This window comes from Denitrovibrio acetiphilus DSM 12809 (assembly GCF_000025725.1).
Classification (GTDB): Bacteria; Chrysiogenota; Deferribacteres; order Deferribacterales; family Geovibrionaceae; genus Denitrovibrio; species Denitrovibrio acetiphilus.
Map to the genome: position 1 here is coordinate 1,207,072 of NC_013943.1, position 13,214 is coordinate 1,220,285.

General features: G+C 39.8%; 10 protein-coding genes. 4 read left to right on the forward strand and 6 right to left on the reverse strand.

Annotated elements, in window-relative coordinates; all coding sequences use genetic code 11:
• Positions 1 to 82 precede the first annotated feature (82 nt).
• Positions 83 to 664 (forward strand): response regulator transcription factor, encoded by a 582-nt coding sequence (locus DACET_RS05835; protein WP_013010455.1) that lies wholly within the window; start codon positions 83 to 85, stop codon positions 662 to 664.
• On the opposite strand, the gene DACET_RS05840 is transcribed toward DACET_RS05835, so the two are convergent.
• From DACET_RS05840 to DACET_RS05865, 6 genes are read right to left on the reverse strand one after another with little or no spacing between them, the layout of a single operon-like run.
• Entirely contained in the window at positions 606 to 2,897 is a 2,292-nt protein-coding gene (locus tag DACET_RS05840) for an ATP-binding protein (protein ID WP_013010456.1), read from the reverse strand. The two genes, DACET_RS05835 and DACET_RS05840, sit on opposite strands and share 59 nt — an antisense overlap.
• Before the next feature lie 42 nt (positions 2,898 to 2,939).
• On the reverse strand, positions 2,940 to 3,902 hold the full coding sequence (locus tag DACET_RS05845) for a hypothetical protein (RefSeq protein ID WP_013010457.1): 963 nt from the start codon (positions 3,900 to 3,902) through the stop codon (positions 2,940 to 2,942).
• 1 nt (position 3,903) lies between these two features.
• Positions 3,904 to 4,566, reverse strand: a complete 663-nt coding sequence (locus DACET_RS05850; protein ID WP_013010458.1) for an ABC transporter ATP-binding protein — start codon at positions 4,564 to 4,566, stop codon at positions 3,904 to 3,906.
• Positions 4,563 to 5,741, reverse strand: a complete 1,179-nt coding sequence (locus DACET_RS05855; protein ID WP_013010459.1) for an ABC transporter permease — start codon at positions 5,739 to 5,741, stop codon at positions 4,563 to 4,565. The genes DACET_RS05850 and DACET_RS05855 overlap by 4 nt, the downstream gene beginning before the upstream one ends.
• Complete coding sequence (locus DACET_RS05860) at positions 5,734 to 6,021, reverse strand: hypothetical protein (RefSeq protein WP_041229927.1); 288 nt, start codon at positions 6,019 to 6,021, stop codon at positions 5,734 to 5,736. Before DACET_RS05860 ends, DACET_RS05855 begins: the two co-directional genes overlap by 8 nt.
• Positions 6,014 to 7,132: a nitrous oxide reductase accessory protein NosL gene (locus DACET_RS05865; RefSeq protein ID WP_013010460.1), complete on the reverse strand. Its 1,119-nt coding sequence runs from the start codon at positions 7,130 to 7,132 to the stop codon at positions 6,014 to 6,016. The genes DACET_RS05860 and DACET_RS05865 overlap by 8 nt, the downstream gene beginning before the upstream one ends.
• A 170-nt stretch (positions 7,133 to 7,302) precedes the next feature.
• Between DACET_RS05865 and DACET_RS05870 the strand changes: the two genes are divergently transcribed.
• Genes DACET_RS05870 through DACET_RS05880 form a run of 3 tightly spaced genes read left to right on the forward strand, consistent with a single transcriptional unit; the run spans position 7,303 to position 13,078 of the window.
• Positions 7,303 to 8,079 (forward strand): substrate-binding domain-containing protein, encoded by a 777-nt coding sequence (locus DACET_RS05870; RefSeq protein ID WP_013010461.1) that lies wholly within the window; start codon positions 7,303 to 7,305, stop codon positions 8,077 to 8,079.
• Positions 8,079 to 12,047, forward strand: a complete 3,969-nt coding sequence (locus DACET_RS05875) for a PAS domain-containing hybrid sensor histidine kinase/response regulator (RefSeq protein WP_013010462.1) — start codon at positions 8,079 to 8,081, stop codon at positions 12,045 to 12,047. Before DACET_RS05870 ends, DACET_RS05875 begins: the two co-directional genes overlap by 1 nt.
• Positions 12,044 to 13,078 carry an HD-GYP domain-containing protein gene (locus DACET_RS05880; protein ID WP_013010463.1) on the forward strand — a complete coding sequence of 345 codons (1,035 nt, stop codon included), beginning with the start codon at positions 12,044 to 12,046 and terminating at the stop codon, positions 13,076 to 13,078. Before DACET_RS05875 ends, DACET_RS05880 begins: the two co-directional genes overlap by 4 nt.
• The last annotated feature ends 136 nt before the right edge of the window (positions 13,079 to 13,214 follow it).

Sequence of the window (13,214 nt, forward strand, 5' to 3'; positions counted from 1 at the left end):
TAAAATACATAATTATCGGTATTTACAGAGGTTTTCAAACAATATATGTTTCAATATGTTTAAAACACAGGTGAAACCTCTAATGATTTCTGTTCTTGTTTACAGTAATAATACTCTTTTTAGGGAGTATCTTTTAAGTGTGGTAAATGACATCAATGGTGTCGGAAACGTAATCGGATCGGATAGTGTATGTGCGCTTAGTGATTCAATTGCAGTATCATACCCTGACTATATTATTATCGACCTGTTTTCCCGTGTGGCAGATGAAGAGATACTTAATTTACTTAAGAATAAGTATGATACTTCAAAAGTTGTTGTGCTCACCACAAAGCAAAATGATATGCTGACTTATTTTTCATATACTTATGGTGTAAGACACTACGTCTATCTTGACGCTGACGTTGATGAGATCATAGCAGGTCTTTGTGAGGTTCTCGGAGGGCTTTCTGAGAATAACTGTAAGAAGAGGAATGGTTCCCTGACCAGCAGGGAGTGCGAGATACTGAAGCTTATAGCTTCCGGTAAAACCAGCAGAGAAATCGGCGAAATGCTCTGCATAAGCAAGAATACTGTTGATACACACCGAAATAAGATGCTTCAGAAGCTTAATCTGGCAAATTCAGCGTCTCTTGTCCACTATGCTTTTGTGTCTGGTCTGGTCTAGGTCCTTTCCCGCAGCTTTTTTTTAAGTTAATTGTAAATAAAGCTCCTTTCCCGCTGTTTTCTGCTTTGACAGTTCCGTTCATGTGGTTTTCTATTATGCTTTTTGCCATATAAAGACCAATACCCGTACCTTTTGTGGATTTTGTTGTAAAGTAAGGTTCAAATATCCTGTCCATTATGTTTGCAGGTATCCCCCCTGCGTTGTCGGATATACTGATCTCTATGGTTTGCTGCATACATGAAATTACAATGTTTATACTGCCTTTTAAAGCAGCTTCCTTCTGCTTATCTATAATTGCATCTCTTGCGTTGTTGATGAGGTTCATCAGCACCTGTTTGAATTCGTTAGGGTAACCGAAACTGTTGAAACATGAAATACTGATAGTAAAGCAATCTATGATGCAGAGTTCATTAAGTTTAAGAGACTGCACTTCCGCAGAAGCATTAACGATGGTCAGGTTTAGCTTTATCTCTTCTTTCTCAAGCTGTTTGTTAAGCATTTTCAGTACTGCTACAATCTCCTCGGCAGCGTTAAACTTCTCTTGTGTTTTACTTGGCATGAGAAACTTTCTGAAGTCATCGACAGTTTGGTTCATATAGTTTATCTGAACAAGAGCATCCTGCGAGATGGACGTTATGTATTCCTTACTGCTGCTTTCCTGTTGCGCAGCGTCGGCTAGATCCTGCATAAGATAGCTTATAGCTGTAATGGGCTGCCGCCATTGGTGTATGATAGCAGAGAGTAATTCGCCTACTGAAGACATTTTTGACTGTTGTATAAGCAGAAACTCCTGACTGCGTCTTTTATCAGTTTCCTTTTGAACCATCATTTCAAGATTCTTATTTAGTTCTTTGAGCTTTTGTTCCATCAGAACTTTTTCTGTTACGTCGTGACAAATAGTAAAGAGCAGTTTATGCCCGTCTATGTCTATTGGAGAAGCCTGTATTTCAAGATCTACAATATCTTCATTAAATCTGAATTTTGAAATATAGTTTTCTAATCCTTCTTTGGCAGATTTACTCATCAGTTCTGCTACTCGTTCAGGAGCGAGAAGGCTTATGTCTGCTATTTTGAGTTTCAGAATGTCTTTTTTGTCCATTTGCAGAAAATTGACAGCAGCAATATTGGCATCAACTATCCGACCGCTTTCCGGACTGATAAGGAACATGATTGATCTGTGGTCCTGAAACATACTTTTAAAGCGTTTATACAGAGAACTTATTACTTTATTCTGTTCGAGGGCATTGTTTTTTGCTTCCTCAAGCTCTTTTGTCCGGTCTGCAATTTTTGATTCCAGTTCTATATTCATAAGTTCAATTTTTTTCAGGATAGTACCGAATCCTATATATAAAACCCATGAGCTAAGGATGATAACGATGGCGGTAATAATGAGGGTGTAGATGAAAAATCTATGAAATCTTTTTTTTATATTAGTGATATCGTTTGACGTCAGATAGTAGCCTATTTTTTCTCCTCTGAAGTCGTAAAGCCCTTGTGTATGAATTATATATTCAGATTCTCCTATTATGATATTCTGGATTTTTTTGTTATAGTCAAAGTTGTCTGGGATTTTCTGATATAAAGGCGAGCTCTGGTCAATTACTGTGACTTTACTTGTGGGATAGTTTGGCTCTGCAATGCTTAGTCCATATTCAGCATTGAGTACTTTGCTGATAGTGCTGTTCATTGTGTTAGTTTGGATGCGGAACTCCAACATGCCTATCTTTTTCCCATTTATTATTATGGCTTTTGCAGTCTGAAAGAAAAGTTTATTGTTGGATATTGTAAATCCATACAGGGGTGCTGATGTGGATTTTAGTGTTTCAATGAATGAATATGCCGACATGTCAGTGCCATAGTTGTTGGTTTCTTCCATAGAAAGGAAAAGTCTTCCGTCAGGCAGAAATAACCTTATGTCAGAAAAATCAGGATTCTCTTTTGTGAAGGTGCTGAAACGTCGGGATAGAAGTTCGATAGTCCGGTCTCTGTTTCTACTCTCAAAAGCTTCAATAATGCGGGTGTTGGATTTGATAAAACCATCGAGTCTGGATACGTAAGAGCGTGTAAGCTTTTGGAATTCGGACTCTACAAGATAAGATATCGCTTCCTGATGGTGAGTAATTTTTTCTTGATAGTTTTGTTTATATTCATACAGAGAGATAGTTATAAAAGTTGCCGACAGGGAGAGGATCACCAAAAGAATGATAAGTATCGCTCTGTTTCTGGTACCCATTTGCCAATTTACCCCGCTGCATATAATGTCTCTACCGTCTGCTTACAGCCATGTGTTATTGATGAAAAAATATCTGATCGGATAAAATACGCTGACAACAAAATATATTAACGCAAAAACAATGCTGTTAACAATATAAAATATAGATGAATATCCCATCAGCTTTTTGAATATAAACGAGCATATGCCGGATACACTTGATATGAATAGAGAAATATAAAAAATATATCCAACGTAACTATATTCTTTTTGCAGTATGCAGTAAGGGCACCTGTGGCTGGGCAGCTCATATACATATGTGCTTGTGAATAATATGAGGTTCAGAGTGCCTGCGAAGAAAAACACGACAGAGAAGAATAAGATAAACCATGGTCTTTTCAAGATAAGGGCAGCTATATACAGAACTGTAATAACTACGAAAGCGACGAATGCTGAAAAGGGATCCAAACTCATAATTAACGAATAACCCTCAGATGTTGCGCTATAGATACTGCTGCAGCAGCTTACTACAGCGGTAGGGTCTATTGATGCAAAGTTAAGAAACGCAAGTGAGGTTTCAATACAGACAAAGACTGTTATAAGAAGCAAATAGCCGTATTTGTTTTTTGTGTAAGGGAGATTCGCATACGTATTATTGCATTTGTACACAGTCAGCCATGCAGACATTAAGAATATGTTCACGATTTTAAAATAGAGCAGTGGGGAGCCGTAAACTGTGGCGTTGATGGAACCGGCTGCACACATGGCTCCGGTGAGTACATTTGACATTTTATCGTTGGTATAGATGAAAAAGAGGAACAGAGGGATTTTAAACAGAAAAATATAAGACACGATCGTTGATATCAGGTACCGACGTTTTTCCAGATGGTATTGTGAAGGTGTTGATGCGGATATGTCCCATCCGGTTAAGATGCGCAGAGCAAAAGGTGCTGTGTAAAGGAGCAAAAGCATAAATAGACTGTCGGTGAGAAGGAGGATGAACACCTCCGGTATCAGAAGTCCCATATCAGCTCTCTTTGGTCATAGTTATTACCCTGTCAGCTATCCCGCAATTAATAAGTTTGCTGTCGTGGGTGGCTATGAGCATTGTCCGCCCTTCATTTTTCAGAACTTTGAAAATGCCTATTAGCTCTTCAGTGAGCCTGCTGTCAAGGTTTGCTGTGGGTTCATCTGCGAGAACAACTGATGGGTTGTTTATAAGCGCTCTGGCTATTGCCACTCTCTGCATCTCTCCTCCGGAAAGTTTGTCTGTGCTGAGGTGCGCTCTGTCGGTTATGTCAAGTTTCATCATCATTTCCATTACAAGTTCTTTGATGATTCTTGCAGGTATTTCTGATGGTGTAAGGGGGAGTGCTATGTTGTCTTCTGTTGAAATGCCGCTTATAAGGTTGAACTGCTGAAATATCATTCCGACCTTATCTCTCCTGTACAGTGCCGAGAAGTGTTCAGGGAGTTTTGAAACAATCTGTCCGTCCACTTCCACAAAACCGCTGGATGGCTTTAAAAGTGCCGCTATCATGCTGAGGATTGTACTTTTTCCGCTTCCGCTTGGACCGCTAAGTATAACAGTCTCCCCTCTGTTTATCTCAACAGAAAAGTTCTTTATCGGAGTCGTTTCTCTGTTTCTGCCACTGATGTAAGTTTTAGTTACATTGTTTAGCTTTATCATCGTATAACCTCACCGGAGTCGATCGAGGCAGCACGCCATGAAGGTATAATGACAGCGGCGGTATATACAGGAACAGTTATAAAGAAGACTGATATATACACTGACGGATCAAAAGTAAAAGGTATTGTAAAATGAGGTTTAAGGTAAGAGTAACCCAAAAAGATATTTTTAAGCCCCGGCGCCTGAAGTATAAAAACATAAATTCCTGACAGGGTTATTGCTGAAATGTATGCGGTGACAGATATTACGAATGATTCGTAAAGTCTGACCTTCAGAACATCTCCGGTTGTCCAGCCCACTGCTTTCAGTATAGCGGTTTCTCTTGCTTCATCTCCTGATATCCCGCTAAGTCTGTCAAAGATTATCACAAAAAAAGTAAATATGGACGATATGAAGAACAGCAGAAAAATACCCCCCTTGTAGTCGAACATATTCTGATAGGATGCGCTTATGACTTCTTTTGTTATAACCCTGAGCGAAGGGGAGATGTTTTCTATCTTCTCCTGAATGGTTGCAATCTCCTGCGGGTTTGCAGCGTTAATAGCTATGTCTGCGGACATACCAGCAGGGATCCCCAGTATTTCTGATGCAGTTTTTCTGTCGGTGATTATAGTTCCTGTGGAGATCATCTGTGATTCGGTTTTAAAAATTCCGGCAGTTTGCAGAGTAATGTATTCACCATCAGGTTTCTGAAAACTGAATTCGTCCTTGTTGTAAATTGCCCTGAGAATTTCATTTAACTGCGCACCGATGAACATGCTCTTTCCGCTCCGGAGAGACATCGTATCCAGACCGTCTGTGACTTCCTGAATAGTTCTGCTCATGTTCGGATCAAAGATGTCTACCCCCACAACGGTGAGGTTTGTGTTTAGATAGTCAAAGGGATAAAATCCCCATACCCGGTCAGATGCGTTCAGGACGCCTGGTATCAATACAATCTTATCCAGCATAGCAGAGTTTATATATTGCTGTCTGCCTCCTGTAATCTTTTGTACTATGATATCAGGCAGGTTATCCAGAGAGTATTGAGCCTCTTTTTTCAGTCCTGCTGTGACCGTAAAAAGCACAAGGCATACTGATATCAGCATTGTAAAAATCAGAAAGATAAACAGATGTTTGCCTTTGTGCCTCATGAGCGACATTAAGGCATGTTCCAGCAGTTTAAAGTTAATCATTGCCTGGCGCCTTCTTATATATTATAGCTGAGAAATCTGTGTCTGAAGCGAAAGGGTCTGTTTCAAATAAGGCTCCGGTATCCGTAAGAGTGCGGAATCTTTCGGATGGTGATTCCAGATAGACAGAAAGGTCAGGCAGACCTGTCAAAAGTGTTAAGGACTGCCTGATTTTTATAGCGTTGACTGAAGGCGTGTTCGTGTGGCTGATGCCCAGCGTCACCCCCGCAGCCGCAACTAAAAGTATCGTTAATATCACGAAAAATACTGTGGTTCTACTCATCCAGTTTATATACCATATCCTCTGTAATATTACCAAAAGTAAGTATTTGTTGACCGTTATGGTCGGACATGAAAGATTCTGCATCTGCTTTAGTGGCAAACGGTACGAGCTCATTTCCCATCGGTCCATAGACGTTGGAGCCTGTAACATAAAATGCAGATTTGCCGTCAATAGCTTTGTTGGTGTAATAGTCTGTAACATGTATATCAGTTATTTCTATGTTTTTGTAATCTCCCCATTTGGCAGGGTTGAAGTAGAACTTAAACATATCTTTTGCACCGTCGAATACGGCATGTTCTTTTGTGGAATTTTTTTGATAATGCATTTTGGCTGCCCATTTAGGGTATTTGTGCACAAACATTCCGCATACAGGACATTTCTCGCCCTCCAGAACAGTTATAAACTGATCGGAATGTTTCTCTTTTCTTACTATGTCCCAAAGGTAAAGCGCAACCGCCTGAAGTTCCTTTTCGTCTAGTGAGCCGCATTTGGAATTAGTTTTTATATCTGCTTTCAGTTTGTTTATGAGGTTGTATTTAAAAGGGTCAATCGACTTGTCGCAGGCTGAAGAAAATATTTTTTCCCCTTTGGGATACATCATCTTCTGACGTTTTTTATTTGTCATCGACACATCTTTTCCCATTGACTCAAGTGCAGCTTTTGACGCCTGATCAAAAGTCATTAGTTCCCCGCCCATTTTTTTCTGAAATTCTTCTGCGTCCTTTTTTTCGGCGAAAGCGATTTTGCTTGTCATTGTCATTGTGCCCGGGGCGCTGCTGCCGACAACATAGGTTGCATTTCTGACATCGATAAGCTTTTCAGTTTTGGCGTCAACAACGAGTATCTGGCTGACTATACTGTGCAGTCCTTCATAATCCTCGAGCATGCATCTTATAGAGCAATACTGCTTATTCTGACCGTCTTTGAGCTTTAATGCGTGGCTTGTTTTGTAAAACATTTTAAGATTCATCCCGCAGACAGGACACCACGCTTTCTGTTTCCCTGTCTGAATAAGTTCTGGCTCACCAGAAGCTTTTTTACTGAATTCCATTTCACCTCCGAAGCCTGTAAAGGTGAATCCCAGGCATAACAAAAGGATAACAACTCTCATAATTACCTCCAAAGTACAGCTTTTTTATTTTATAGTATAGTAATCAGATGTTCAATACGAATTCGGAATAAAAAGGTGTTTTTACTGTTATTATTGTTAGGAAGAGTACCGACGATTAAAAGTTTTTTTGTGTGTTATAATGTTATTGTGCGTTACTGCTGGAGGGATTAATGCATAAATTACTTATACTATGTGTTTTACAGTGCATACTTTTTGCCTGTGATCCATATGAAAATCCTCTGACCAGAAATAAACCTCTCAATGAGATACTTGTCTATACCGGCATAACTATGTCCGATGCAGTCCTTGAGCTTAAAAGTGAATTTGAAAAAGAAAATGACTGTCTTGTTCATGTGATGTACGGCGCGAGCGGATACCTTAAACGTGTGATAGATGTGAACAAAAAGGGAGATATTTTCATACCAGGGAATAGTTCTTTTTTGGATACCCTGATAGGGGACGCTGTTGTAACCAGAAGAGAGACCCTTGGCTATAACAGACTAAGTTTTTTTGTCCCAAAAGGGAACCCTATGGGGTTAAATGGCAGTTTAAGCCAACTTGCGGAGGGGGATTTGCGCCTGATTATAGGTGCTCCTGAATCCGGTTCTGTTGGTAAGGAGACTATGTACCTTTTGCAAAAATATGGTATATTCCACGATGTTGCTTTGCAGGTACACTCTTTTGCTGCTGATTCAAAAAAGCTTGCATCCGCCATACGTGATAATGATGCAGATATTGCCATAAACTGGCGTGCGGTCGGCTACACTTTGAAAAACAGAGATTTTATGGATGCAATAGACATTGATTCTCCATATATACGCAAGGTGCCTGTTGTTATGGGATTATTGAAATACAGTGTGGATACCGGTTGTCCTGTTAAGTTTATGAACATGGCTGTTTCAGAAAAGGGCAGACAGATATTCCATAAATACGGATTTAGGGATTAATGAATAAAAATAAATCTTTTTTGTCAGATAAAATCGTTTTGCAGGTAATCTTTTACGTCATTTTTGTTGTAGGTTCCATTATGTCTGTTTTTATTATAGACAACTACATGCATAAAAGACTGTCGTTTCTTAATGGTCTGCTTAGTAACGAAACATCAAGGATTCACCTTAATGATATACTGAAAAGCAAGATGTCAGATGTTCAGAATACATTACTTAACTATACAAATGCCCGCTCTTTCGATGAAATGGAAAAGTATGAGAAACAGATAGCCAATTCAATTGAGTCTATGGAGTCGATCCTTTTTATACTGGAACACGGCGGTGTATACGTTGAGGATATGAATGTAAATTATGAAGGGCTTGAGAACGTAAAATACAAAGTTGAGTATGAAAAGAACTATGTCGGCAGGTTTAATATCCATGTCCTTGATATACAGGCGAAGGTAGTTGATATAAAAGAGTTGCTGGATAAGTTCCGCAGCCTTGTTATAGACATCATTCTATCAAGGCAGAGCGGTTCTGTAGAAGCATTTCGCGAGGTGGATGAACGCAAGAACATAATGACAAAGAGTATGGAAGCATTTTTTGTTCGGATGGATGAAAGCAGCAACAGGCTCTACCTTGAAGCGGAAAAGTCAGAAAATGAGTTAAAGTCTTATATTGAAAGTTCTATGGTAAAGTTCAGCAGTCAGAAGCTCAGGTTAAACTTGGCTCTCGGAATTATTTTTTTGGTTTCTGGAGTCCTGATGTGTATGAATATCCTAAGAATAGTCAAGAGCAGACTTACCGTAAGCGAAGAGCTGAATAAGCTCAATAGCTCTCTTGAGGAAACTGTTAAAAAACGCACAGGAGAGCTGGAAACTCAAGTGAGAATAAGAGAAGAGCAAGAGCGTGAAAGTTTTGAGCGTGCTCAGTTTCTTACGGACGTTATCGAGTCTCTTGCCCACCCGTTTTATGTTATTGATGCCGAAACATATGAGATAATACTTGCAAATAAAGCGGCTTACAGATCTATCGGCAGTACAGGCAGAACATGTTATGAACTGACTCATCACGCTAACCACCCCTGCGATGGGCTTGACCACCCCTGTCCTTTGCAGACCGTCCTTAAAACTGGTGCAGCAACATCTGTTGAGCATATTCACTTTGATCAGTCCGGTGAGAAACGCTATGTTGAGGTTCACGGTTATCCCGTGAGAAATTCAGAAGGTAAAGTCATACAGATGATTGAATACTCACTGGACATCACAGAAAAAAAGGATGCCGAAAGGACTCTGATCAACCTGAACTCTATACTTGAGCAAAAGGTAGCGGAACGCACCGAAAAGCTTGAGGCAGAAGTTAAAAACAGAAAAAATGCCGAAGAAAAACTTATAGCCAATGAAAAATATTTCAGACAGCTTATAGCAAACATATCAGATATTATAATTATAGCCGACGAAACTTTGCGTATTACATACGTTAGCCCCTCTATTGAGCAAATATGCGGTTTCCCGCCGGAGTATTTATTGGGGAAGCCGCTTGAGTATCTTGTCCAGGAAAGCGACGGGGTTATTTTTGATCATTGGATAGAAAATGTACTGAGAAGACATGGGGAACAAAGAGTTGCAGAATTGCGGATACTGAAACGCTCCGGTGCATATCTTAACGCGGAGGTTCTGGCGAAAAATATGCTGGAAAACAATGTGATAAACGGAGTTGTAGTAAATATCCGTGATGTAACTGTTAGAAAAAAAGCTGAGGAAGAGCTTAAAAAGCTGGCTCTTGTGATGGAGCAGAACCCTAATAGTATTGTGATCACCGATATTGACGGAAATATAGAATTTGTTAATCCAGCTTTTGAAAAGATAACCGGCTACAGCCTCGAAGAAGCGTTAGGTAAAAATCCTAATGTACTCAAAACCGACCATACGGAACCTGCTGTTTTTGAAGAGCTTTGGAAGACTGTCACTAAAGGTGAAGTATGGAACGGGGAATTTGTAAATAAAAAGAAAAACGGTGAGCTCTATATTGAACATGCAATCATAGCTCCCATTATGAATGACCGTGGTGAAATAGTTAATTATCTGGGAATGAAGGAAAATATCACAGAGCTAAAGCAGGCTAGGGCTAAGGCGGAAGAGAGCAACAGAGCAAAATCCATGTTTCTGGCAAATATGAGCCATGAGATACGCACGCCTCTTAACGGACTGATGGGGTTTCTCGAATTGCTCAAGCACACACCGCTTGACAGTGAACAGGCAGAATACCTAAGCACTATCAAATTCAGCGCAGATACTCTTTTGAAGATACTTAATGATATCCTTGATTTGTCGAAAATTGAGAGCGGTATGATGGATATCGAAAGTTCAGAAATGAACCTTGGCTTTCAGATACTTTCCACAGTCAAAGCATTTTACGCAAAAGCTTCAGCAAAAGGGGTTCGGCTTTACTCCTATATAGATCCTCAGGTACCTTCATCTTTGCTCGGCGATGCCCTCAGAATCAGTCAGGTTGTTTCAAATCTTCTGAATAATGCAGTGAAATTCACTCATGCCGGAGGAGTAATAAAGGTCAATGTCGAGCTTAAAAATGAGACTAAAAAGACTGCCACTGTGCTTATTGCTGTGGAAGATACAGGCGTTGGCATTCCAGACGGCAAAATTAAGTCTGTGTTCGAACCCTTTGCTCAGGTTGATTCTTCTGTAACAAGAAAATATGGAGGAACAGGGCTCGGACTGACTATATCAAGAAATCTACTGAAATTAATGAAATCAGATATAGAACTGAAGAGTGAGAAGGGGAAGGGGAGTAAATTTTATTTTGAACTGGTACTGAAGAAGACTATATCTGTAAACTCTGATAAAAAAAACATAGGCAACGGCAGAGTTTATATCTATGAAGGAGGATCAGCTGAGCTGTATACCCTTTTCAGAAAGTATCTGGAATCGCTGAACGGCAGCTATAAACTTATTGATGCCATAGACCCTGACGAAGACTATACCGGTTCTGTATTTATCTTTAATGGTGACAGTTACGAGGCGGATATTGTAAGTGAGCTTCTGGATAAGGGTGTTCGGGTTGTATGTGTGATGGAAGCATCAGAAAAAGCTTATGCTGAGAGCCTTGATGACAGAGTGGTGACACTCTTTCGCCCATTTGGCGGTGCACTTTTTTATGAAGCTTTGACAGGTCACAGCTTTGATGAAGAAGAAGACGTTATGCAAAGCATAAAGAATATGCAGAGTTTTGACGGCTGTGTTCTCCTTGCTGAAGATAACTCGGTGAATATTAGACTTATGGAAGCATTGCTTAGGCGTTTGGGTGTTGACGCAGATGTGGCAGAGAATGGGCAGATTGCTGTGGACCTGTGTGAAACAAAAAAATATGACCTTATCCTTATGGATATAAATATGCCTGTTATGGACGGAATTGAAGCTGTACGTACGATAAGGGAACATGAGAATGCTCTTTATCGCAGCAGAACTCCTATTTACGCTTTAACAGCACACTCACTGACTGATTTGGGTGGCAGAATAAATAAAAGTGATTTCGAAGGATATTTGTCAAAGCCGATTAATCTGGAAGCACTGGAGAAAATTCTTAAAAAGCATTTAAAAAAATCAGAAATTATTTCATATTCTGGTGAAGCTTTCAATATGTCTGAAATTGTTGATGAACTGGGGCTGCCGGATGACATGCTGTATGAGTTATTAAACGGATATTCCGTAAGCCTGACCGGGGATATTGCAAATATGAAAAGTCTTGCTGAAAATGAAGAGTATAATATGCTCAAGTCGCTGATTCATTCCAACAGGGGGGCGGCAGATAATTTACGGCTTAAAACTTTAGCAGTATTATTTGAAGAGATTGAAAAGTCAATTAACGTGAAAGATAAAGATGGTATAATTAATAATATCGATCAGCTCGACACAGAGCTTGTGAACGTTAGGCTTATTTTGGATCAGCAGAGGGGGGGAGATTGAAATACAAGGTTGTGTCTGTCGATGACAACAAACTTAATCTTATGCTCATAGAGTCTATGCTTGGCAATATTACTGCGGATATTACAAGTTTCCTAAACCCTGTTGAGGCTCTTGATCATTGCAGGAACAACCCTACTGACCTGATTCTGGTGGATTACATGATGCCTGATCTGGATGGCATAACATTTATTGCTGAGACGAGAAAACACGATGAAGAAGTCCCTATTGTAATGATCACGGCTATAAATGATGATGACAATATAAAGCTCAGTGCTCTTGAGGCCGGAGCAACAGAGTTTCTTAATAAACCTTTGAAACTTTATGAATTTCAGGTAAGAGTGAAAAACCTTCTCACTCTGCGGAAACAGCAGATTTTACTTAAAGATAAAGCTGCGCTTCTCGAAAAAGAAGTTGAGGCGGCAACCAGCCAGATTGCGAGCAGAGAAATTGAGACTCTATCTATACTCGGACGGGCAAGTGAATTTAAAGACACTGAGACAGGGGCTCACATTAGCCGTGTAGCTATGTATGCGAAACTTATCGGAGGTGAGTTTATCAAAGATGAAAATGCTTTAGCAATGCTCTTTAACAGCAGTCCTCTGCACGATGTCGGGAAAATTGGCATACCAGACAGTATCCTTCTGAAGCCCGGGGCTCTTAATGAGGAAGAGATGTGTGTAATGAAGACGCATACTACAATAGGATATGATCTTTTATCTGAGTCTAAAAGTAAATATCTTCAGGCTGGGGCTGTAATAGCTAAAACCCATCATGAGAAATGGGATGGGTCAGGTTATCCTGACGGGCTCAGGGGAAAAGAGATACCCTTTTTTGGTCGGATTGTTGCTGTGTGTGATGTTTTCGACGCTCTTATGTCTGTGCGCCCATATAAACCCGCATGGAGCTTTGACGATGCAACAGAATTTATTATCAGTAAAAAGGGTTCTATGTTCGACCCTGACGTTGTGTCAGTTTTTATTCAGAAATTACCTGAAATTAAGAAAATTGCAGAAACCTTCAAAGATGATTAGTCTTTAATCTCATTTTTTACAAAACTTTACAAAAAATCACCCCGTTTTCTATTGCATTATTTACGAATAAGACAATTTTAATGTTAAAGATAAATACTCCTAATGTTTTATGCTGAAAAGCAAGGGTGCAGCCACT